This window comes from Christiangramia sediminis, assembly GCF_020552705.1.
Classification (GTDB): domain Bacteria; phylum Bacteroidota; class Bacteroidia; order Flavobacteriales; family Flavobacteriaceae; genus Christiangramia; species Christiangramia sediminis.
Genome location: NZ_JAJBZG010000005.1, coordinates 533,896 through 557,189 on the forward strand (window position 1 = coordinate 533,896; position 23,294 = coordinate 557,189).

Consider the following 23,294-nt stretch of genomic DNA (forward strand, 5'->3'; position numbering starts at 1 on the left):
TTTTATCAAAGTTAAGGATATTGAAGGAAAGCAGTGGAGTACTTAACAGAATCTAAACTTCCTTGTGCAGATATTTTCTTCGGAAATAAATAACCAGGGTGCTACTTCTAATAAGCATCCAGACAAAAAAGGCGATCCAGATTCCGTATAACTCCAGTCCGAAATAATCTGATATCAGCAGGGCAGGGGTAAAACCTAAAAAAGTAGCCACGAGAAGCACATTTCGAAGATATTTTGCTTCCCCCAGACCTTTAAAGATCCCGTCGAACATAAAGGCGATGGCATTTACCGGTTGCATTAACAGCACGATCCAGAAAACCGAGGAAAATAAGGCCAGAACACTAGTTTCTTTATTAAATAGCAAACCTATTTCATCGTAAAACAGGGCACAAATTGCCATTAAAATCAGGGCGATATAAACTGCATATTTGCTGATTTTCTTACTGAGCTCCCATAGATTCTTATAATCCATCGCTCCTAAGAGTTTACCACCAATAGCATTTCCGGCATTGGCGTAACCATCTATAAAAAAGCTGAAGAAAAGCCAGATGTTCATTAAAATACTCTGTGCCGCGATATAATTTTTTCCGTAACCTGTAGCGTAAGCGTTGGCGAGGTAAATAGCAAAATTTAATGCTGCAGTCCGCACAAAAAGATTCGCAGCCATAAGAAGAAGTCCTTTCATTCTCGGATTGATTGTAAAACTCAATTTTAAATGAAAGGGGGTTTTTTTAAAAAAGAACCATAAACCCATAAATAGCATGGTTCCCTGGGCGGCAAGGCTAGCGTATGCAGCCCCTTTAAGATGCATTGGAGGGATTAAGCCATCTACTCCATAAACCAGCAGAAAATCCAGCGCAACGTTTACAGCGGCTCCGGCGAGGCTACATTTCATTGCCCACAATGTATTTTGTAATCCTCTAAAAACACCAAATATCGCAAAAGTCACCAGTGTTAAAGGATAACCCAGAGCCCGGATCTGGTAATAATCTTCAGAATACTGGAGTATCAAACCTTCGGCGTTATATGCACCGAAAATCGCTTTAGCGAAATAAGCTGTAGTTGCATATATAACCAGACTGAAAAGAAAATTGAAAAAAATAGCCTGCGGAATAAGTGTTTTTACCGCATGCAGCCTGTTGGCTCCTAAATGTTGCGAAACAATTGCCGAAATTGCTGTTTTTGTCTGGGCTACGATCCATATAATGGCTGAAAGAAAGGAACCCACGATCCCTGCAGCGGCCAGGGCCTCAATAGAATTCTCCTCTACATTCCCTATAACGGCAATATCGGTAAGGGAAATAAGGGGTTCGGCGATCCCGGCGATAATTGCCGGAATGGCGATCTTATTGATATTTTTAAAACTTACAGGTGTTTCCAAGACTGGGCAAATATAAAAATAAGATCTGGCGTGGATTAGCACATTTTCAGTAATAAATATTTAAAAAAATTAAACCACTTCGCATTATTAAAGTCCTATTTTTGAATAAATAGATTAAAAAATCCATAAAAGCTTATGAATTTAAAACTACGCTGTTTAATGCTGTTAAGCATTTTCTATGTTTTTAACAGCTATGCCCAGCAAGATTATCCAACTAATCGCCAGGTGGAACAACGCCTTAAACAAATGGCAGCTTCTGGAAACGCAAAACTAATTTCTCTCACTAAAACCGAAGGAGGCCAGGATATTTGGGCGCTTCAACTGGGAAAAGGAGATATGGAAAATAAACCCGCCATCGCAATCACCGGCGGTGTGGAAGGCTATCACCTTTTAAGCGTGGAACTCGCGCTTAAAGTTTCTGAAAAAATACTTGAGGAGCATTCAGAAATTTTAGATGAGACAACTTTTTATGTTTTTCCGAATATGTCGCCAGATGCTTATGCTCAATATTTCAGCAATATGAAATATGAGCGCAGAGGAAATTCAGTAAAAGCGGACCAGGATCGCGATGGTGAAATTAGTGAAGATTCTTATGAGGACCTGAATAATGACGGCTGGATCTCTTCTTTACGCGTGGAAAGCCCGATGGGAAACCATGTTCTGCATCAAAGCGATGCACGGGTATTGGTAAAAGCCGATGAAACAGCGAAAAGGGATGACAACCGCTATATGGTTTATTCAGAAGGAATTGATAATGATAAAGACAAGGAATTCAATGAAGATCCCGAAGAAGGGATCGCTTTCAATAAAAGTTTGACCTATAAATTCCCATATTTTGAGCCTTATGCCGGAGATTTTCCGGTATCGCAAAGAGAAAGTCGAGCTCTGTTGGATTACCTGTTTGAGCGCTGGAATATTTTTGCATTTGTAACTTTCGGGCCTGCGAATAATCTAAGCACTCCCTTGAAATATAATAAGTCGGAAGCCGAAAAACGAGTGGTTACTTCGATGTTGGAAAAGGATGTGAAGCTTAATGAAATGATCTCTGAAATTTATAAAGAGACTATTCCTCAAAAAGCTAACAACCAGGATAATCAGGGTACCGGTGGGGATTTCTTTCAGTGGGCTTATTTTCACTTCGGGAGACTTAGTTTTAGTACACCAGGTTGGTGGGTGCCCGAGGTGAAGGATGAGAAAGCTGATAATGCTGCAAAAACCGATTCGGTTTCTAATGGAAAAATTAAACCATCCCCAGAAACCAATTTCCTTGCCTGGGCGGAGAAAAAAGGTTTAAAGGATGTATTTCTTCCCTGGACAGAAGTAAACCATCCCGATTTTCCAAATCAGAAAGTGGAAGTGGGTGGACTAAAACCTTTTGTGATGGTCAATCCGCCATATGAAATGACTGATAGCATCGCTTCAAATCATACAGATTTTATCATCAAACTTGCCGAAATGCAACCTAAGCTGGAATTGCACAATCTCAAAACCGAAGAATTAGGCGGCGGGCTCACAAGAATTACGGTTGATTTATTTAATAATTCAACCCTGCCTACACATTCTGAATTGGGTGAAAAATCGCGCTGGCTACAAAAACTTCAGATAAGATTAAGCAAGGATAAAAAAGATATTCTGGCGGGCAATATCATAAAACTGGTAGATAAACTTGAGGCCTATGAAAAGCAAACATTGAGCTGGATCGTAAAAGGGGGTGGCACAGCGACCTTAAGAATTGGGGCACCTCATACCGGTTTTGCCACGATGAATATAAAACTTTAATTTTTAGAAAAATGAATTTAAAAAACATACAAAATACCATCGTTCTGGGAATTTTAAGTTTTCTGCTGAATATCGCATCCGCCGATGCCCAGGAGAAATTTTTCAGAGCTATAGGTACACCGCATATGCCTGAAGTTCAGGTGAGCTGGAACAGGTATTATACTTATGAGGGAATGGTGGATATCATGGAAAAAATAGCCAAAGCCCACCCTGATTTAGCTAAAATGGAAAGCATTGGGAAATCCTATGAAGGCCGGGATATTTATGTACTCACGATCTCAGATTTCAATACGGGGAACCCTAATAAAAAACCGGCGATGTATATTGATGGGAATATACATTCCAACGAAATTCAGGGGACTGAATTCTCCCTATATACGGCCTGGTATCTTACCGAAATGTATGATGAGCTGGATTTCATTAAGGAATTACTGAAAGACAAGACCTTTTATATAAACCCCAGTATCAATCCTGATGCAAGGAATGATTATATGAATGAACCCAATACCCCGCATTCGCCGCGTTCCGGTATGATCGTTTTAGACAATGACGGCGATGGAGAAGCTGGCGAAGATGGTTTTGATGATATCAACAAGGATAATCACATCACCATGATGTTAAGAAAATCACCTACTGGTCGCTACATAAAAGATCCAAGAGATGAGCGTAAACTTATTAGAGTTGAGGCAGAAGAGAAAGGCGAATATGAAATGCTGGGTTATGAAGGGATTGATACAGACGACGACGGTGAAGTCAATGAAGATGGTATAGGTTATTATGATCCCAACCGTGACTGGGGTTGGAAATGGCAACCGGACTATATTCAGCGCGGGGCTTATAAATATCCCTTCAGTCTTCCTGAAAACAGGGCAGTCATGGAGTTTGTAATGAAGCACCCTAATATAGCCGGAGCCCAGAGTTATCACAATTACGGTGGAATGATCCTTCGAGGGCCTGGGGCCGAAGAGGATGCTGAAACATACAATAGGGAAGATGTACAAATATATGATGCGATTGCTAAAAAAGGAGAAGAAATGATCCCAGGCTATCGTTATTTGGTAGTGTACAAGGATCTATATTCTGTTTTTGGAGGGGAATTAGATTGGTTTTACGGCGGAAGAGGGATTTACACCTACTCTAATGAGTTGATGGTTTCTTACCTGTATTTTCACGAAAATCAGGGTCGTGGAAATCAGGATGAAGAATTAAAAGTCGATCGTTACCTCACTTTTGGTGATGCGTTTGTAGACTGGCAGGAATACGATCATCCCCAATATGGTAAAATAGAAATTGGCGGATTCAAAAAGAATTTTGGCAGAGCGCATCCCGGTTTCCTTCTGGAACAGGACGCTCATCGAAATATGGCTTTTACTATTTATCACGCTTACCACACCCCAAAACTTAGCATTACCGAAGTAAAAGAAAAAGACCTGGGCAACGGATTGAGAGAGGTAACGGCAACAATTTACAACGAAAGATTAATGCCTACACATTCCAGCCAGGATTTGAAATATAATATTGAGCGACCCGATTATGTAAGTATATCTGGTAGCAATGTGGTTGCCGGAATGTTAGTAAACGATGAAGATTTTAATAAGGTAGAAGAGCAGGATGTTAACCCGGAAACCATAAAGGTGGATAATATACCGGGGATGGAAACAGTGAAAGTTCGCTGGATCATTTCGGGCGGGAGAAATTATTCTCTAAAAGTAGATTCAGCCAAAGGCGGAATTGCAGAATGGGAGAGTTAAACTAGTCAATAAAAATTAAAAGCCCTTATTTAAAGAAGGGCTTTTAATTTTTACTAAAACACTAATTCATAGCAATAAAATGGATGTTCACTTTGTTTGGGAAAATAGATATCTCCCAGTCTTTTATAACTTCTAGATTCATAGAATTGCTGATTACGTTCATTCTGGCTGAAAGTATCCAGTCTTACCGATTCAAATCCTTCAGAGCTAGCTTTGTTTTCTGCAAAATCCATGAGTTGTTGCCCGTAGCCCTGTCCCCAGAAATCAGGGTGTGTGGCCAGGCGATGTATATAGATATTGTTGCTTGTTTTACTCAACCATTTAATGGGAATATACTCATCATCCATGATTTCAGTAATTACGATGATGCCGATAATATTTCCTGATTTTTCAAGGATATACAGCTCATCTTTCAATATATCTTCTTGCAGTTTTTCCCGGGAAGGATAGTGTTCATTCCATTGAAAAATATCTTTTTTTATCATTGCGGTGGCACAAGCCCCGGTTAAGTTCTTTATTTCCTGTAGTTCAGTAATTTTGGCCTTTCTAATCATTTTGCATATAAAAAATAAACATTTTCATATTTAGGAAAAATTCTTACATTTGCTCCCAGCCGGGGGATTAGCTCAGCTGGCTAGAGCGTTTGGCTGGCAGCCAAAAGGTCATCGGTTCGACTCCGATATTCTCCACAAAAAAACCACTGTAATTACAGTGGTTTTTTTATTTCTAATCGTCGTTAGAATCGCCGTACTCATCCCAGAGTGTCTTTGAATCTGTTTTAAGAAATTCAATACTCTTTTTAATGACGTGCTTAAATTCCTTTGGAAGTTCCTCCCCATCCCATGGATGTTTAGTTCCAAAAACATGGTCGGCATTTTCAACTAAAAGGAGTTTGGGTGCCGGGCTCCATTCAAACAGGTTACCAGCTTCTCCTATAGAAACGCTGGTGTCACTACTACCATGTGCTATTAAATGTGGAATTTGAAGTTTTTTAGCTGCTTTTTTGATATTCAGGCGTTCGCGGTTTTCCCTGAAATTCTTATAGAACTGATAGTGATGAGGCAACTGCTGCCCAGTCCTGGTATTTACGATATATTGGACTCCTTTCTTTTCCCATGCTTCCAATTTTTTTTCTTCTGGAAAACGGGATGCGAAATCTGAAACAGAAGCAAGGGTAATAAGCTTGGTTATTCTTTTATCCTCAGCTGCTTTTAAAACTACAATTCCACCGCCTCTTGAATGACCAATAAGATTAATATCGTCCGGCTTAATTTGCTGGGCAAACTTGAAGTCCGGGAGTAATATCCAGTCTATTACAGACTGCAGATCATCTAATTCAATTACGTAATTATTATCACCAAAGGCCTCTATATTCAAAAACTCGGTAAGGTTTTCAGGATCTGTACCATTATGACTAAAATTGAACTTGATAAAGAAGAAACCCTCTGCGGCAATTCTTTCCCCCATTTTTTCCCAGGCGCCCCAATCTTTAAATCCTTTATAACCGTGACAAAATATAACAATAGGTTTTGGTTTTCCATCATCTTTAAAAATGATATCGGCGGTCATGGGTTTATTGTGCTTACCCTCTATTACGATATTCTTTTCTTTAGAAACTTCCATAGTTCTTTTTAATTTCCTTTTCTACAAATGGGATCTCGACATCGCAGATCTCCATAATTAAACTTTTCAATTCGTGTTGGAACATTTGTAAAGTTTCCTCAGTTATTAAAGAATCTTTCTGGCGTGTTCCTGCTTTCTTTTTCTCAAACTTTAAAAATCCTGATTTTAAATTTTTAAATGAGATAATTCCGGCTTCGGCGGGGAATTTAAGACCTTTCTCCAGCGCAATCAAGGAGGCATAAGTTAAAACCTGAAAACTTTTAGAGTAATTGTCATAATCTTTTGTTATTTCCTCCCACTCAGTGACATTCAAATTTTTGGATTCTACTTTTCCAGTCTTATAATCTATAATTCTTGGTGTCCCGTTTGTGCTTTCAAGCCGGTCTACTTTTCCGCGAAGATAAACTGAAAAAGGCAATTTTTCTATAGGAAGTTCCACTTTCAGATCATTTTCTATCTGCAGTATTTTAATTTCTTCTCCCTCCTTAATACGCTTTGATTCAAATTTCAAAAAATTATGTAAATAGCGTTTGGCGACTTCAAAGATGAGCAGGTTCTTTCCTTTTTCCAGCGGAATTTTGCTGTAGGTTTCAGAAAACTCTTTTATAATTTCAAGATCTGCCCTTTTTATAAAATCCTGAATCACTTCTTCAGTAATAAGTTTTCCTTCCAAGGGCTTATAAAGATTTTCCAAGGCATTATGCACTACAGTTCCAAGAGTGTTGAATGCTACAGTTTCCTCCACTTCGTCCTGATCTCTTACTCCCAGCACATATTGATGGTAGAAGTCCAGTGGATTTCGTATATACGTGGTTAGGGCAGAAGGGGAAAAACCTGAATTAGCCAAAGACCTTAACCTCTCCATAATCTCAGGAGTTTTTTTAATTTCTTTCAGATTTTTAGTTACTCCCGGGACTTCAGGACTAATAAGCAATTTTCTAAGCTGGTGCGCCGGCTGATTTTCAATTTCCAGTTGTGTGATAAACCTGCTTTTTTCTCCCGAATTTAGTCCATCCGCTTCCGTGTTATAAAGCAGGTAAACATTTTTAGCTCTCTGCAACAATCTGTAAAAGTGATAAGTGTATACAGCATCTTTCTCGCGGTAAGTGGGAAGTTTATATTCCTGTTTTAGATCGTACGGAATAAACGAATTATCTGATTTTCCTGCCGGAAGCACCCCTTCATTCAGGGAAGTTATAATTACGGTTTCAAAATCCAGCGCACGTGATTCCAGCATACCCATTAACTGAAGACCCTGAAATGGCCGCCCTTGAAAATCCAGAGTTTCTGTACTTACCAGCTCTCTATAAAATCCGTAGAGAGATTTGATGGTTTTTAGGTGGGTATATTTTTCATTCAGATTTTTAAGTTTATTAAAAAGAACATGAAAATGGTAAAGAAATTCCAGACCTATTTTATCTTCATCCTCTTTCAATTGAATTTTTAAATGCTGAATTATTTTTTGAATAGCATTGATAAACAATGAAACGGAATCATCTTTTGGATCAAAACAGGCTTCCATCAAGTCTTTCATTTCCTTTGGAAAAGCTGCCTTGATCTTTCCAGGTTCCAGATAGACCAGATTTTCTGAATTGATCTTTATAATTAAATCTTCAGCATGCTTCAGCAAAATTGGATTGAAGGAGGGATGATTAATAATTGAAATAACATCTTTGTAATAATAAGCCTCAGTCTTATTAATATGTAAATGAAAAAGACTTTCAAAGAGTGAATTTATAGGAGCATTTTTAACCGGAAAACCCATGGTGATATTCAGTTCCTTTATTTCCCCAGGTAATGAATTTAAAACCGGCAATAGTAATTCTTCTTCCCCAAGGACTATGGCGGTATTCTCAAGCTGGCTGGATGTCATACCGGTTAATATTTCTCCAAGATATTTCGCCTGCCCAATATTTTTTGGAACACCAATTAATTCAATTTGCTTTTCTTTTTCAAAATTCCTTGGAAATTCATTCGAAGAATGATCCTGATAGTATTTCCAGTTCTTTAAATAGTCTCTGATGAAAATTGAAGCTCCGTGATCTGGATCTGAGTAGAAAATTTGATCGAGATCCCAGTGAACTTCTGCAAGTTCTGCTTCCAGTAATTCCTGAATAATTAACTGTTCTGAAGCATTTAAAGCGTTGAAACCTATAAATACATGTTTCTGCCTCTTAACAGTTGCATAATCCTTTATATTATGTGCTGCCTTTCTATAAATAAGTCCTTGATATCCCTGGTTTCTTGAAAGTAGACGACTGGAAAGAGCTTCATAGTAATCTGGTAGATTTTTCCAGAACGCCAGATATCTCTTAATTAGCTCTGTTTTATCCTGTTTAAGATACCAGTGATTGATATCCTGGATCCCGGACAGATAATTGAAAAAAGGTTTATAGTCTATTAAATAGCGGTCAATTTCATTGAAATCATGAATAAGGCTTTGTGCCCAGGAAATAAAGGTTTCAAAATCTTCCCTGTTTTCTTTATCGGTTAGGTCTTTATAAACTTCGTAAAATTCGAAGAGACTAATCGTATTATCTACAGTTTCCAGATTAGAGATTACCTCTGTAAACTCCTCAATACTATAAATAGTTGGAGAAAATATATTTTTATCAGAAATAGAAGAGAGTTCTTTTAAAAGGTAGGATCCAGCCCGTTTACTTGGGAGAATAAAAGTAATTTCAGATAAAGGAGTATCAGAATTTTTAAGTTTCTGTAAAACTTCACGTATAAATGATTCCATACGCCTAAAATAAAAAACGCCCCGCAATGCGGGGCGTTTTCCTATGTGATTTATTCAGAAATATTAGTTCATTTCTTCGTCACCAGACTTATCTTTCATCTCTTTGTCTTTATCAAGAGAAATTTCAACTCGTCTGTTATCTTGTCTACCTTGTGCAGTATTGTTAGTTGCAATTGGCTGAGTTTCACCATAACCTTCAGAAGTTAATCTGTTAGCAGGTACCCCATTTTCTTGTAACCAAGTTTTTACTGAAGCAGCACGCTCTTTTGAAAGCTTCATATTATATGCATCACTACCAGTACTATCAGTATGTCCTTCTACATGGAAAATAGTTGTAGAATACTCATTCATGATATCTACAATAGATTGTAGTGCGTCCGCAGATTCTGGTCTTATTGTAGCCTTATTAAGGTCAAAAAGAACAGTTTTAGAATATTCATTTAATTCAGAAATTACTTCTGCAGTAGGTTCTGGACATCCGTTAGATGCAGCAGGACCAGCTTCTTCTGGACACTCATCATCTTTGTCAAGGATTCCGTCACCATCAGTATCAGGCCATGGGCATCCATCATTTTCAGCAGGACCAGCTTCTTCAGGACAGTTATCTTCATCATCTCTTACACCATCACCATCAGCATCTGGACAACCATTCATTTCAGCAAGACCAGCAACTTCTGGACAATCATCATCAGGATCAGCTACACCGTCACCATCAGAGTCTGGACATCCGTCAAATTCAGCAAGACCAGCTTCGTTTGGACAAGCATCCTGACGATCTTCAATTCCGTCACCGTCAGTATCAGGACAACCGTTAAATTCTTCAAGACCTGGTTGCTCTGGACACTCATCATCTTTATCGTAGATTCCGTCACCGTCTGTATCAGTTCCTCCAAATACGAATTTAACTCCTGCCGCATGTTGGAAATGAGAAGCAGTTTCAGTTTCGAAAACATGCTTATATTTTGATTCTAGAGAAAGAGCGATATTGTCTGAAAACCAAAAATTAAGACCTACTTTACCGTTTAAGGTAGCAGCGTCAAGATTCTCAATATCAGCTCCATCCTGATCACCAATCCATGTGTAACCACCACCAAGACCAACAACAGGATCTATCCATCCGTCGTTAAGTAGTGCTCTAAGACTATAATCTAATCCAAGATCTACACCGTAATAAGAAAGATCAGAAACAGATCTATCTCCATATTTATCAATCTGGTTTAAGGAACCACTTAATTCACCAACAAAACCTGCTCCAATATATCTGGATACAGAAAGTTTAGATATAGCAGGTAAAACGTTCCAGTGATCTCCAGTATTAAAATATTCGTCGAACATTCCTCCAAGAGGTGCGTCTTCACCCGTAGGATAAAAATCAACTGCATTGGTTCCAATACCAATTGCCCATGGGTTGTCAGCATCCTGTGCCTTAACCGAAGTAAAGCCAAATATCAGTAATGTGGCCAGTACAATTTTGCTAAGATGTTTCATATTTAATAGTTTAGTTTTAAGTGTTAATTGTAAGCAAAAGTAGATGCTTAATGTATATTAACAAAAGTAAAAATAATAAAGTTTTCTTAATTACAGCGCCTTTCCAAGCGATATGTGTGGTTCATAGCAACTGATTATCAAATCTTTTTACGATAAAATTGAAAGTTTTTAAATTTAAATTTTACTTAAATCACCTTTAATTCCTTACCAACTTTCTTAAATGCGTTAATAGCCTTGTCCAGATGTTCTTTGTTATGAGCTGCAGATAGTTGCACCCTAATTCTTGCTTTTCCCTTTGGAACTACAGGATAAAAGAACCCAATTACATAGATTCCTTCTTCCAGTAATTTATCGGCCATATCTTGTGATAATTTCGCATCATGCAGCATCACCGGTACAATGGCGGCTTCACCATCAATAATTTCAAATCCCGCATCTATAATTCCTTTCTTGAAATAAGCAGTATTTTCTTTTAATTTCTTACGCAGACTGTCATCTGTTTTAAGCATATCAAACACCTTAATGGAGGCTCCCACGATTGCAGGTGCTAAGGAGTTTGAAAATAAATAGGGTCTTGATCTTTGTCTTAAGAGTTCGATGATCTCTTTTTTGGCAGTGGTATAACCACCCATGGCTCCACCTAGTGCTTTACCCAAGGTGCCGGTGATAATATCTACACGGTCTAAAACTCCTTTTTCCTCTAATGTTCCAATTCCCTTTTCACCTATAAAGCCTGTGGCATGACATTCATCTATCATTACCAGGGCATCATATTTATCGGCCAGATCACATATCTTATCTAATGGAGCTACCAGGCCATCCATGGAAAACACCCCATCTGTTACTATTATTTTGAATCTTGCACCATTATTATTGGCATCCTGCAGTTGCTTTTCCAGATCGTCCATATTTCCATTCTCGTAACGATATCTGGCTGCTTTACATAATCTTACCCCGTCGATGATGGAAGCATGGTTTAGAGAATCTGAGATTATTGCATCTTCTTTTGTGAGAAGTGGCTCAAAGATTCCACCGTTGGCATCAAAACATGCCGCGTATAGGATGGTGTCTTCAGTTCCGTAGAAATCGGCTATCTTTTGTTCCAGTTCTTTATGTATATCTTGAGTTCCGCAGATAAAACGTACACTAGACATTCCAAATCCATGAGTATCCATTGTATCTTTTGCGGCTTGAACTACTTCGGGATGTGAGGACAATCCTAAATAATTGTTTGCACAAAAGTTGATCACTTCCTGTCCGGTAGATATTTTAATTACTGCATCCTGAGGCCCTGTAATAATTCTTTCTCTTTTATAGAGACCGTCATTTTTGATTTCTTCAATTTCCTTTTCTAAATGTTCTTTTATCTTTCCGTACATGTTCAAAATTATTTTTTCTTATCTAATTATTTGATTTTGAGTTTTAAACTCAATTATAACTACAAATTTAAATTTCTTTTACACATTCTTTATAAGAATAGGCTTATTGGTGTAAATCAATAAACATTTTTCCACTTTATAATCCATAGCACTTAAGGCCCTCGCATAATTTGAAATTTGTCTTGTATGCGTGTCCACGAAACCACCGGTCTTGTAGTCTATAATTGTAACATTATTTCCCTCTATGTTGATTCTGTCTGGCCTAAGGCGCTGACCGTTTAAAGTGATGATCTCTTTTTCATTCAGATTTTCTGAACCTTCGGAATAATATTTTTTTAATTCAGGGTGATGGATAATTCCTGAGATCAACTCTGTAATCTCTTCTTTTGACTCTAAAGTTAACATTCCTGAATTTATAGCCCAGTTAATCGCTTTATCAAGATCTTTGTAGTTATTAATACGCGCAAGGATCTCATGGGCGATCTCCCCTTTTTCTATAGCTTCCTGTTGCTTAGAGTCCCACAAAGCTCCAGATTTGGTTACAATATGAACCGCTTTATTCTGAGTTGGAGATGAATAATAATGCTGGTTAGAAATACTTGAGTTTACAGGCTTTTTAGATTCTATTATATTTTCTGAATTTCCGAATTCATACTCCAGTTGGTCATTCCATTTTCCGGCAAATCTCAGGTAATCTGTAAGAAGATCTGAAATATTAGGAGAGTTTTTAGGTTTATCGTGAAAATTTGAAAGTATATATAATTGCTGGGCGGCTCTAGTACACGCCACATATAATACATTTAAAGTATCTAATTCATTTTTAAAAATCAGGTCTTTGTAGGTTTCTGAGGCATTTTCATTCCAGTTCAGCATTTTCTGGGATGCGCTCACATAAGCAACCGGGATATTCCCGTCATTTATATTCAGCCATAAATTGTCATTCCTGGTATCCTGAAGATCCGAGTTCGCAAACGGGTAAATTACTACAGGAAATTCCAGGCCTTTAGATTTATGAATCGTCATGATCTGGACGGCATTATCAGTCTCGGGAACCACAATGCTGAGTTTATCTTTTTTCTGCTCCCATTTTTCCAGAAAATCGTTCAGGCTGTTAGAGGTCTTTTGGGCCGTTTCAAATACAAAATCCAGAAAGAATTGAATATATGCATCAGACTTTTCAACCAAACTGAAACTTCGAATGATATATTCAACAGCTTCATATAATGAAAGTCTTTTAAGTTCTTCCATTTCAAAATGGATATTAAATTCCGAAAGCCAGCCGAAGAATTCAGACCCATTCCTGGGTAAATTCTGAACAAGTATTTTATGAGTCTCTTCCAGTGATAGATATTTTTCAGCCAGGTAATCGAAGATCTGAAGTTTTAATTGATCATCTTCAGAATTCATAGAGAAAGCAAGAAGGTTAACAATGAACTGCACCCTGGGCGATTGAGAGAGCAGGAGCGTTTCAGATGAGATTACTGAAACCGAATGCTCATTGAGGAACTCAGCAATGGCGACACCTTCACTTCTTTTTCGGGTAAGAATGCAGATATCTTTCCTGTTCATTCCTTTGGCGTCAAGATCTTTGATGATCTCCAGGATCTTTTCAGGATAGATCTCGAACTCCTCTTCCCGGTTTGCCGCTTCGACAAAATTTAAATTCACATATCCAAAATCTCCTTTTTTCGGTTTTTGTATAGAAGCTTTAAAAAGTTCGGAGTATTCGGGAAAACTCAGAATGGATGCGGCATACTGGAAAAAACTATTATTAAAATTCACAATTTCAGAGCCACTTCTAAAATTATCGGGGAGGTTCACCACGTTTTGCTGAAGCTGAAAAGGTTGAATTGTCAAATTACTAAGATCGATGAGCTGTTCGGCCCGGCCTCCACGCCAGCGATAGATACTTTGTTTGGCGTCCCCAACGATTGTAAGGCTGGAATCAGTTTCAGTCCCCGACAGGTTGTGACCTATAAGCGGGATGAGATTTTCCCATTGCATCGTAGAAGTATCCTGAAATTCGTCAATAAAATAATGTTGATAGCGCTCTCCCAGCCTTTCATAAATAAATGGCGCGGGTTGATCTTTGACCTGCTCACTGATTTTTGGGTTGAATTCTGAAATAAGAACCAGGTTCCGGTCCTTTTTGATCGCTTCAACTTCACGGTTTATCTCGTTCAATAGAGAAAGCTGAACCAGATTTTTCTTTATCTCGTTAAGAAATTCAATTTGAAAGAAGGCTTGTTTTGAAGCATTGAAAATATCAACTATTTGTGGCTGTATGCTATCAAGAGCAATTTTTGCATCCGCGGCAGCTTTCTTTGGGTAAAGTGGTTGTTCGGCAATTTTCTCGGCCCATTTTGCATTAAAATTTACTGAAGTGTTTCCAGATTGTAGCTTTCTAAAATGTTTCGGAACATACTGGCCGCTAAAATCAGTCTCCTGAACTCCGCTATTCTGTATAAGTTCAAAAAACGAATCGGCAGAAAGTTCTAGTGTTTCTTCAGCTATTTTAATATCAGATCGGAGCTTCCTTCCGAATTTTTCAAAATCTTCTAAAGTTTTGTCTTTTAAAAGTTGAATTGATTTTTGATGATTTTCATTGATCAGGAGTTTGGAGATGCTGAATAAGTCCCGGCTAATATCCCAGCTTTTATCATCGTCGGTTTTCGTCAATGTGTAGTTCACCAATATCCGGGTTAATTTTTCATCGGAACCTGCTCGATTGATCAAACTATCCACAGCTTCCATTAATACCTCATCTGCACCAAGCTCCACTTCAAAATTCATGGGAATTCCGAGGTCTCTGGCGAAAGTCCTTAGCACCCGGTGCGTAAAACCATCGATGGTTGAAATTTCAAAAGCAGCATAATTATGAATGATGCTTTTTAGAATTTCAGTTGATTTAGCGCGAATAATTTCCGGAGCAAAGCCTGTTTCTTCAATTATCACCTTTAGAAGCGGATTATTTTCAGGAGTGGTTTCAGCTTTAGAAAATTCTGCCAGACTTTCGATGATCCTGGTTTTCATCTCTCCAACGGCCTTATTGGTAAAAGTGATGGCCAGTATATTTTTATATCGATCTCTTTTAGGAGAGGTGTAAAGAATGCTAAGATATTCCTTTACAAGCGTAAAGGTCTTTCCCGAGCCAGCCGAGGCATTGTAAATATTAAAGGAATTTTTCAAAAAGACTTTGTTATCTGGATTAGTTAGAATCGTAAAACTCTAAATTTAAAATAAAAATGACTTTTTAAATGCAGATGCTTTTAAGTATTTTATAACACTAAATAATTTCCATTAAATACCTGAATGGCTAAATTTGAATGAGTTTAAGTACTAATCACTAAAAAATCAGATAATTATGTCTTTTGAATTACCAAAATTAAAATATGCCTTTGATGCATTGGAGCCACATATCGATGCAAAAACAATGGAGATTCATCATGGTAAACACCATGCTGGTTATACTAAAAAATTAAATGACGCCATTGAAGGAACTGATATGGACGGAAAAAATATCGAGAATATTTTGAAAAATCTTGATATGTCTAATAAAGCGGTTCGTAATAATGGTGGTGGATTTTATAACCACAGTCTTTTCTGGGAAATTATGTCTCCAGACGGAGGTGGAAAGCCTGAGGGTGAATTAGCCAGTGCAATTGATGCGGCTTATGGATCTTTTGAAGCTTTTAAAGAAGAGTTCTCTAAAGCTGCAGCAGGTCAGTTTGGTTCTGGATGGGCCTGGCTTTGTGTACATAGCGGAGGTAAAGTAGAAGTATGCTCTACACCAAATCAGGATAACCCAATTATGCCTGAGGTAGGATGTGGAGGAACTCCAATCCTTGGTCTTGATGTATGGGAGCATGCTTATTATTTGAATTATCAGAATAAGCGTCCTGAATATATTGATGCATTTTTTAATGTGATAGACTGGAAAGAAGTTTCAAGTCGTTATGCAAAGGCGAAATAATAAAGACTCTTAATAGATAGAGAAAGGCCGCATTTTGCGGCCTTTTTTTATGTGCTTACCTGAGTTTATTCCATAAAAAAAGGCGGAATAAATTCCACCTTTCTTTGCCCCAAATCTACCATGAACTTAACCTACTTATGCTATGGTATAGTAAATATAAATCGAATTATCTTCTGAACTTTATTTTTTAGACGAACTACCTAAATATTAGTTAAATAACTGTTTTTCAGTTTTTTGAGCTTTTTACCGATTAATTCTACACTTAAAAATTTTAATGATCTTCACTTAATCCAATAAAAAAAGGCGGAATTAAAATTCCACCTTTTTTTGCCCCAAATCTACCATGAACTTAACCTACTTATGCTATGGTCTAATAAAGATAAAAAGAAACTATCTATGATTTTAATTTTTTAGACAAACTACCTGAATAATAGTTAAAATGTTGAAAATCAAAAAATTGTAAAATATAAGAGGGTTTTTTACCCAGGATTGAGGGGAGTAGAAATAAAAAAAGGCGGAATAAATCCCACCTTTTTTTGCCCCAAATCTACCATGAACTTAACCTACTTATGTTATGGCAATACTAAAGTATATAGAAATCTACTATGCACAAAGAATAATAGACAAAGTGCAGTTATATTAGTTAAAAGGTAATTTTTAATAGGCTCGGTCTTTATTCCCTTCGAAAAAGTTCATAAATGCTCTGTTTACTACTCTATTACCTCCGGGTGTGGGATAATTACCAGTAAAATACCAATCTCCCAGGTTTTTGGGACAGGCTTTATGAAGGTTATCTACTGTTTGATAGATCACCTTGACCTCTGCATTTACGTCTTCGTTACTAAGTAGCTCTGAGATTTTATCAGAAATTTCTTCATCCGTAAACGGATCGTAGATCTCCTTAACAAAGTTCTGAACTTCTTTATCGTCAAGGTCTACCTGCACTTTGCATTTATCGTACACCTTTTCTACAATATCATATTGATTATTATCTTTTAAAAGCTCTAGAGCTGCTCTAAATGCTACCAGATCTTCCAGTCTGGCCATATCTATTCCATAACAATCAGGATACCTAATTTGAGGAGCAGAGGAAACAACCACGATCTTTTTAGGCTTTAACCTATCCATCATTTTAATGATACTCTTTTTAAGAGTTGTACCTCTAACGATACTATCATCTATGATCACTAAATTATCCTCAGGCTTGACAACCCCGTAAGTAACATCATAAACGTGAGCCACCAAATCATCACGACTGCTGTCTTCAGTAATAAATGTTCTAAGTTTTACATCCTTGATAGCGATCTTTTCTGTCCTTAGACGATGTGAAAGTATTTCCTGAAGCCTTGCATCAGTAAGAGTTTCTTTTTCCTCAAGAATCGCTTCATTCTTTTGTTTGTTCAGTTCATCCTGTGCAGCTTCTACCATTCCGTAGAAAGAAGTTTCAGCCGTATTGGGAATGAAAGAGAAAACTGTTTTCAGGGTATCGTGATCTATAGATTTTAGCACATCTGGCATCAGTAATCGCCCAAGCATTTTCCGCTCCTGATAAATTTCAGCATCACTTCCTCGAGAAAAATAGATACGTTCAAAAGAACATGCTTTTCTTTCTAATGGTTCGAGAATCTCTGTGATAGAAACATCTCCATTCTTTTTAGTGATAATTGCATTTCCTGGAGGTAATTCATGTACATCATCAAAATCTACATTAAATACGGTTTGAATTACCGGCCTTTCTGAAGCCACCACCACCACTTCATCATCTTTATAGTAATAGGCGGGTCTTATTCCGGCTGGATCACGTAATACAAAGGAATCACCGTGACCAATTAATCCGGCCATGGCATAACCACCATCCCAGTCTTTCGAAGATTTTCTAAGGATCTTGGCAACATTCAGTTTTTCAGCTATTACCGGGGAGGCTTCAACCTTTGAATACCCTTGCTTTTTTAGTTTTTTGTATAATTTACGAACTTCATCATCCAGAAAATGACCAATCTTTTCCATGACGGTAACAGTATCGGCTCTTTCTTTCGGATGCTGACCAAGCTCCACAAGATTATTGAAAAGCTTATTCACATTCGTCATATTAAAATTCCCGGCCACGATAAGGTTACGGTGCATCCAGTTATTTTGTCTCAGGAAAGGATGAACGCTTTCTATGCTGTTCTTTCCAAAAGTTCCATATCGCACGTGCCCCAGAAAAACCTCTCCCAGATAAGGAATATGTCTTTTTTGAAGCTCTGTATCTTCTGCATACTCAGGATTGGCCTGAATCTCCTCATTAATCCTTTCGTTGATCTGTGCAAAAATATCCTGAATTGGTTGTGCAGCATTGGATCTAACCCGACTGATATATCTTTCTCCCGGAATAGTATTGAGTTTGATACTTGCAAAACCAGCACCATCCTGACCACGGTTATGTTGCTTTTCCATCATCAGGTACATTTTATTTACACCATAAAATGCTGTCCCGTATTTTTTCTTATAGTAATCAAGAGGTTTTAAAAGCCTTATATGTGCAATTCCGCATTCGTGTTTTAAAGCATCACTCATATCTTAGTTTCCTTTAGGAATTTTGTTGTGTTTGTCACAAAAAAAGCCCTGAAATTACAGGGTATTATATTTAATCTAGTTGTGTTTCGAATTGTGTTAACCTCTTGAATTCGTCAAGCCTTTTATTCATTTGATCTCCGGTTAGCGATTGCATCCTTTCGGTACCAAACTTCTCTACACAAAAGGAGGCAAGATTGGAACCGTAAATAATCGCGCTCTTCATATTTTCAAAAGAGATGTCACCTGTTCTGGCAAGATAGCCTATAAAACCTCCGGCGAAAGTATCACCTGCTCCGGTTGGATCAAAAACTTCTTCCAACGGAAGAGCCGGCGCAAAAAATATCTGATCTTTATGGAAAAGCAAGGCGCCATGTTCTCCTTTTTTGATAACGACATATTTAGGACCCATTTCCTCAATTTTCCTGGCCGCTTTTACTAAGGAATATTCTCCGGAAAGTTGTCTTGCTTCCTCATCATTAATGGTGATCACATCTACTTTTGCGATTACCTTCATTAAATCATCAAGACTGTTGTCCATCCAGAAGTTCATGGTATCCAAAACCACAAGTTTTGGATTCTTCACCTGTTCCAGTACACTTAATTGAACTAAAGGGTGCAGATTTCCAAGCATTACAAACTCGGCATCTTTATGTGTTTGTGGTACTACAGGATTAAAATCTGCAAGTACATTAAGTTGGGTGTCCAGGGTATCTCTTGTATTCAGGTCGTTGTGATATTTACCACTCCAGAAGAAGGTTTTACCGCCTTTTACGATTTCAACACCTTCTATATCTATTTTGTTGTTTTTTAAAAGGTCAAGATATTCTTCAGGAAAATCATCCCCAACTACAGATACTACAGCAGTGTTAATATCAAAATTTGAAGCTGAAAGGCCAATATAAGTGGCGGCACCGCCTAAAATTTTATCTGTTTTTCCAAAAGGGGTTTCAATGGCATCGAACGCAACGGTTCCTACAATAAGTAATTTACTCATAACGGGTTTTAAAATGACGCTGCAAATATACAGTTTGTTTTTCAAGGTATAAACCTCAAATAAGGTCCAAAATGTTAAGCTTTATAGCCAGTGTCTTCCAACAGGTCTTTAGCTTTTGAAGCCATCACCGCCAATTCATCACATCGTTCATTTTGTGGGTGGTCATTATGACCTTTAATCCATTGAAATTGCACTTCATGTCTCCGGAAAACTTTTAAGAAGGCTTTCCAGAGATCTGTGTTTTTTCGGTTTGCGAAATTTTTCTTTTCCCAGTTGAACACCCAGCCTTTATTGACCGCATCTGCAACATATTTAGAATCTGTGAAGACCTTCGCTGGAGTCCCCGGATTTTTTAGTTTGCTAATAGCTACGATAACTGCCATTAATTCCATCCGGTTGTTGGTGGTAAGCTTGAAGCCCTGGGCAAATTCTTTTCTATAGGGCTTGCCTACCCATTCCATCACCACTCCAAAACCTCCGGGTCCCGGGTTGCCTCGTGCTGCACCATCGGTATAAATATGAACTTTTGGACTTTGCACTAGTTATTTTTTTCTAATAGTTGCTGAATCACTTCCGGAAAATGCCTGTATTCCAAATCATGGATTTTTGCGGCCAGGCTCTCTGCAGTATCATGATTTTCTATGCCGGTAGTAGCCTGAAAAATGGTGTTTCCTTCATCATATTTTTCATTCACATAATGTATGGTGATTCCGCTTTCCTTTTCCTTATCCTCAATAACTGTTTCATGGACCCTGGAGCCATACATTCCTTTTCCACCGTATTTAGGTAGTAAAGCCGGGTGGATATTTATAATTTTATCAGGGAACTCCTGGATGATATTAGAAGGGAATAACCATAAAAACCCCGCCAGCACAATAATGTCGGGATTCATGTCTTTTAAGACATTTAATACATCATTAGTTTGATAAAGGGCCTCCTTGTCGAACAGTAAAGCTTTTACATTAAGATCATGTGCTCTCTTTAATGCACCCGCCGATCTGCGGTTGGAAAGAACCGCTACAACCTCAATATTTTTGGAATTTTGGAAATATTTGATGATATTTTCGGCATTGGTGCCGGAACCCGAAGCAAAAATTACAATCTTTTTTGTGTTAGGACTTTTTTTCTTACTCAAAATAAGGCTGTTAACATTTATTAGGATGTAAAATTAATTGCTTTCAATGAATTTATGTAAATTACCATCACATTTTTAGAGGAAAAATCGGTTTTAAAATAAAGTTTTTTATTTTTGCCACCTAATCAAAATTAAAATAAAAAATTATGTCAGACATTGCATCAAGAGTAAAAGCTATTATCGTTGACAAATTGGGAGTTGACGAAAATGAAGTTGTAAACGAAGCCAGCTTCACCAACGACTTGGGTGCTGATTCACTAGACACGGTAGAATTGATCATGGAATTTGAGAAGGAATTTGACATTCAGATCCCAGATGATCAGGCAGAGAATATTGCTACTGTAGGTCAGGCAATTTCATATATCGAAGACGCTAAAAAATAAATCAACACACCATATGGAGTTAAAGCGAGTAGTAGTTACAGGCCTTGGTGCCTTAACCCCAATTGGTAACAATTTAGAGGAATATTGGGAGGGACTTGTAAACGGTAAAAGTGGTAGCGCGCCTATCACTTATTTTGATACCGAAAAGTTCAAGACTAAATTCGCTTGCGAACTCAAAAACTTCAATCCGCTTGATCATTTTGATCGTAAGGAAGCGAGAAAACTTGACAGGTTCGCTCAGTATGCCATGGTTTCTGCAGATGAAGCCATTCTGGATTCAGGAATTGACCTTGATACGGTAGACAAATTCCGCGTAGGCGTGATTTGGGGTGCCGGGATAGGCGGTCTTGAAACTTTTCAGAATGAAGTTATCAATTTTGCGGAAGGTGATGGCTCTCCAAGATTCAATCCTTTCTTTATTCCGAAGATGATCGCAGATATTGCCCCGGGTAATATCTCTATCAAACACGGATTTATGGGCGCTAATTATACCACAGTATCCGCCTGCGCATCTTCAGCAAATGCTATGATAGATGCCCTGAACAATATACGTTTGGGATACAGTGATATAATTGTTTCCGGAGGATCTGAAGCGGCTGTTACGATAGCGGGAATGGGCGGATTTAACGCAATGCATGCTCTTTCTACTAGAAATGACAGTCCTGAAACTGCATCAAGACCTTTTGATGCAACCAGGGATGGATTCGTGCTTGGTGAAGGTGGTGGAGCGCTTATACTGGAAGAGTACGAGCACGCCAAAGCCAGAGGAGCCAAGATCTATGCGGAAGTACTGGGGGGAGGATTATCCTCAGATGCTTACCATATGACTGCACCTCATCCTGAAGGAGATGGCGTAGTAGCGGTGATGAAGAATTGCCTTAAAAATGCCGGACTAAACCCCGAAGACGTTGATGCGATTAATACACATGGAACTTCAACCCCTCTTGGAGATGTTGCTGAACTTAAAGCAATATCCAAGGTTTTTGGAGATCATGCAAAAACCATGAATATCAACTCTACCAAGTCCATGACCGGTCATTTACTGGGAGCAGCGGGCGCTATTGAAGCAATTGCAGCAATCCTTTCCATGAAGCATGGAATTGTACCTCCAACGATTAATCATGAACATATTGACGAAAATATCGATCCTGAATTAAACCTTACTCTTAATAAGGCTCAGAAAAGAGACGTTAATGTGGTAATGAGCAATACATTTGGTTTTGGAGGACACAATGCGTGCGTGGTGTTTAAAAAACTTGACGAATAAACGATGAGTGTTATTCGTAACATATTAAATTCCCGTTCTTCTAAAGGCGGGAATTTTTTTAATATACTTACTAAAATTCTGGGATTTAAACCTAAATCCATCACCCATTATAAAAAAGCCTTTACGCATCGGTCTTTAAACAGAAAAGATGAAGAAGGGAATGCCATTAATTTTGAAAGGATGGAATTTCTTGGGGATGCCATGCTAAGTGCGGTGGTAGCATCCCATTTATTTAAAGCTGTGCCCGGAGGTAATGAAGGTTATCTAACCAAAATGCGCTCTAAAGTGGTTAGCCGAAAACATCTCAATGAACTTGGGAAAGACCTAGACCTTATTGCACATGTTCAAACAAATATCCCCAAAAACCAGTTTGGTGTTAATATTCACGGAAACTTATTTGAAGCTTTAATTGGAGCGATCTATCTAGACCGCGGTTATAAATATTGTAAAAGATTTATCTACGAGAGGGTCATAGATCCATATGTAGATATTGAACAGCTGGAAGGTAAAGTAATAAGCTATAAAAGTCTTGTTATTGAATGGTGCCAGAAGGAAAAAAAAGAATTCGATTTTAATATTTATGAGGATACGGGCAACGATGAACTTAAGCACTTTGCGGTAAAACTGCGAATTGATGGGCGCGTTGTAGGTAAGGCAAGAGCTACTTCAAAGAAAAAAGCCGAGGAAAAAGCCTCTAAAAGAGCTTATTATGCTCTTCAGACACAAATGGATTAAATTTTTAAGGATTTCACGTAAACTAAAACGTTTTCGTAAAAAATTATGAATTTTTGAGCCTTAATATCTTCATTTTGTTAATCATATAGTATCTTTAACCTTAAAGT

The 23,294-nt window shown here is 37.9% G+C and carries 17 protein-coding genes and 1 tRNA gene; 7 read left to right on the plus strand and 11 right to left on the minus strand.

What is annotated here, in order from left to right:
* Window positions 1–52: 52 nt before the first annotated feature.
* Window positions 53–1,381: an MATE family efflux transporter gene (locus tag LGQ90_RS11855; RefSeq protein ID WP_229341307.1), complete on the minus strand. Its 1,329-nt coding sequence runs from the start codon at window positions 1,379–1,381 to the stop codon at window positions 53–55.
* Window positions 1,382–1,540: 159 nt separating this feature from the next.
* On the opposite strand from LGQ90_RS11855, the gene LGQ90_RS11860 reads away from it, so the two are divergent.
* On the plus strand, window positions 1,541–3,160 hold the full coding sequence (locus tag LGQ90_RS11860) for a M14 family metallopeptidase (RefSeq protein ID WP_229341309.1): 1,620 nt from the start codon (window positions 1,541–1,543) through the stop codon (window positions 3,158–3,160).
* Window positions 3,161–3,171: 11 nt separating this feature from the next.
* Window positions 3,172–4,911, plus strand: a complete 1,740-nt coding sequence (locus LGQ90_RS11865) for a M14 family metallopeptidase (protein WP_229341311.1) — start codon at window positions 3,172–3,174, stop codon at window positions 4,909–4,911.
* Between the two features lie 53 nt (window positions 4,912–4,964).
* Here LGQ90_RS11865 and LGQ90_RS11870 read toward each other — a convergent pair whose 3' ends face one another.
* Entirely contained in the window at window positions 4,965–5,465 is a 501-nt protein-coding gene (locus LGQ90_RS11870; protein ID WP_229341313.1) for a GNAT family N-acetyltransferase, read from the minus strand.
* A gap of 61 nt (window positions 5,466–5,526) precedes the next feature.
* Here LGQ90_RS11870 and LGQ90_RS11875 point away from each other — a divergent pair.
* Window positions 5,527–5,600 (plus strand) — tRNA-Ala (locus LGQ90_RS11875).
* Window positions 5,601–5,637: 37 nt separating this feature from the next.
* Here the strand turns inward: LGQ90_RS11875 and LGQ90_RS11880 are convergent.
* From LGQ90_RS11880 to LGQ90_RS11900, 5 genes are all read right to left on the minus strand, one after another.
* Window positions 5,638–6,534 (minus strand): alpha/beta hydrolase family protein, encoded by an 897-nt coding sequence (locus LGQ90_RS11880; RefSeq protein WP_229341315.1) that lies wholly within the window; start codon window positions 6,532–6,534, stop codon window positions 5,638–5,640.
* Window positions 6,521–9,277 carry a PD-(D/E)XK nuclease family protein gene (locus LGQ90_RS11885; protein ID WP_229341317.1) on the minus strand — a complete coding sequence of 919 codons (2,757 nt, stop codon included), beginning with the start codon at window positions 9,275–9,277 and terminating at the stop codon, window positions 6,521–6,523. Before LGQ90_RS11885 ends, LGQ90_RS11880 begins: the two co-directional genes overlap by 14 nt.
* Window positions 9,278–9,340: 63 nt before the next feature.
* The gene (locus LGQ90_RS11890; RefSeq protein WP_229341319.1) at window positions 9,341–10,765 is read right to left on the minus strand and encodes an OmpA family protein; all 1,425 of its coding nucleotides are present in this window, start codon (window positions 10,763–10,765) and stop codon (window positions 9,341–9,343) included.
* 185 nt (window positions 10,766–10,950) lie between these two features.
* The gene (gene kbl, locus LGQ90_RS11895; protein WP_229341321.1) at window positions 10,951–12,144 is read right to left on the minus strand and encodes a glycine C-acetyltransferase; all 1,194 of its coding nucleotides are present in this window, start codon (window positions 12,142–12,144) and stop codon (window positions 10,951–10,953) included.
* Window positions 12,145–12,222: 78 nt separating this feature from the next.
* Window positions 12,223–15,333 carry a UvrD-helicase domain-containing protein gene (locus tag LGQ90_RS11900; protein ID WP_229341323.1) on the minus strand — a complete coding sequence of 1,037 codons (3,111 nt, stop codon included), beginning with the start codon at window positions 15,331–15,333 and terminating at the stop codon, window positions 12,223–12,225.
* 175 nt (window positions 15,334–15,508) lie between these two features.
* On the opposite strand from LGQ90_RS11900, the gene LGQ90_RS11905 reads away from it, so the two are divergent.
* A complete protein-coding gene (locus LGQ90_RS11905) occupies window positions 15,509–16,117 on the plus strand; it encodes a superoxide dismutase (RefSeq protein WP_229341325.1) in 609 nt (202 codons plus the stop codon).
* Between the two features lie 657 nt (window positions 16,118–16,774).
* Here LGQ90_RS11905 and LGQ90_RS11910 read toward each other — a convergent pair.
* From LGQ90_RS11910 to purN, 4 genes are all read right to left on the minus strand, one after another.
* Window positions 16,775–18,673: an amidophosphoribosyltransferase gene (locus LGQ90_RS11910; RefSeq protein ID WP_229341327.1), complete on the minus strand. Its 1,899-nt coding sequence runs from the start codon at window positions 18,671–18,673 to the stop codon at window positions 16,775–16,777.
* 70 nt (window positions 18,674–18,743) lie between these two features.
* Window positions 18,744–19,667 (minus strand): PfkB family carbohydrate kinase, encoded by a 924-nt coding sequence (locus tag LGQ90_RS11915; protein ID WP_229341329.1) that lies wholly within the window; start codon window positions 19,665–19,667, stop codon window positions 18,744–18,746.
* A gap of 74 nt (window positions 19,668–19,741) precedes the next feature.
* Entirely contained in the window at window positions 19,742–20,206 is a 465-nt protein-coding gene (gene rnhA / locus LGQ90_RS11920) for a ribonuclease HI (protein ID WP_229341331.1), read from the minus strand.
* Entirely contained in the window at window positions 20,206–20,802 is a 597-nt protein-coding gene (gene purN, locus LGQ90_RS11925) for a phosphoribosylglycinamide formyltransferase (RefSeq protein ID WP_229341333.1), read from the minus strand. The genes rnhA and purN overlap by 1 nt, the downstream gene beginning before the upstream one ends.
* A 146-nt stretch (window positions 20,803–20,948) precedes the next feature.
* On the opposite strand from purN, the gene LGQ90_RS11930 reads away from it, so the two are divergent.
* Genes LGQ90_RS11930 through rnc form a run of 3 tightly spaced genes read left to right on the plus strand, consistent with a single transcriptional unit; the run spans window position 20,949 to window position 23,187 of the window.
* Window positions 20,949–21,185: an acyl carrier protein gene (locus LGQ90_RS11930; protein ID WP_013069791.1), complete on the plus strand. Its 237-nt coding sequence runs from the start codon at window positions 20,949–20,951 to the stop codon at window positions 21,183–21,185.
* Between the two features lie 13 nt (window positions 21,186–21,198).
* Window positions 21,199–22,452, plus strand: a complete 1,254-nt coding sequence (gene fabF / locus LGQ90_RS11935; RefSeq protein WP_229341335.1) for a beta-ketoacyl-ACP synthase II — start codon at window positions 21,199–21,201, stop codon at window positions 22,450–22,452.
* 3 nt (window positions 22,453–22,455) lie between these two features.
* Complete coding sequence (gene rnc, locus LGQ90_RS11940) at window positions 22,456–23,187, plus strand: ribonuclease III (RefSeq protein WP_229341337.1); 732 nt, start codon at window positions 22,456–22,458, stop codon at window positions 23,185–23,187.
* Window positions 23,188–23,294 lie beyond the last annotated feature (107 nt).

Coding starts and splice junctions, on each gene's coding strand:
- LGQ90_RS11930 (WP_013069791.1), top strand. CDS start 20,949: ATGTCAGACATTGCATCAAGAGTAAAAGCTATTATCGTTGACAAATTG.
- LGQ90_RS11910 (WP_229341327.1), bottom strand. CDS start 18,673: ATGAGTGATGCTTTAAAACACGAATGCGGAATTGCACATATAAGGCTT.
- LGQ90_RS11890 (WP_229341319.1), bottom strand. CDS start 10,765: ATGAAACATCTTAGCAAAATTGTACTGGCCACATTACTGATATTTGGC.
- LGQ90_RS11865 (WP_229341311.1), top strand. CDS start 3,172: ATGAATTTAAAAAACATACAAAATACCATCGTTCTGGGAATTTTAAGT.
- kbl (WP_229341321.1), bottom strand. CDS start 12,144: ATGTACGGAAAGATAAAAGAACATTTAGAAAAGGAAATTGAAGAAATC.
- LGQ90_RS11860 (WP_229341309.1), top strand. CDS start 1,541: ATGCTGTTAAGCATTTTCTATGTTTTTAACAGCTATGCCCAGCAAGAT.
- LGQ90_RS11880 (WP_229341315.1), bottom strand. CDS start 6,534: ATGGAAGTTTCTAAAGAAAAGAATATCGTAATAGAGGGTAAGCACAAT.
- LGQ90_RS11885 (WP_229341317.1), bottom strand. CDS start 9,277: ATGGAATCATTTATACGTGAAGTTTTACAGAAACTTAAAAATTCTGAT.
- LGQ90_RS11870 (WP_229341313.1), bottom strand. CDS start 5,465: ATGATTAGAAAGGCCAAAATTACTGAACTACAGGAAATAAAGAACTTA.
- fabF (WP_229341335.1), top strand. CDS start 21,199: ATGGAGTTAAAGCGAGTAGTAGTTACAGGCCTTGGTGCCTTAACCCCA.
- LGQ90_RS11905 (WP_229341325.1), top strand. CDS start 15,509: ATGTCTTTTGAATTACCAAAATTAAAATATGCCTTTGATGCATTGGAG.
- LGQ90_RS11915 (WP_229341329.1), bottom strand. CDS start 19,667: ATGAGTAAATTACTTATTGTAGGAACCGTTGCGTTCGATGCCATTGAA.
- rnc (WP_229341337.1), top strand. CDS start 22,456: ATGAGTGTTATTCGTAACATATTAAATTCCCGTTCTTCTAAAGGCGGG.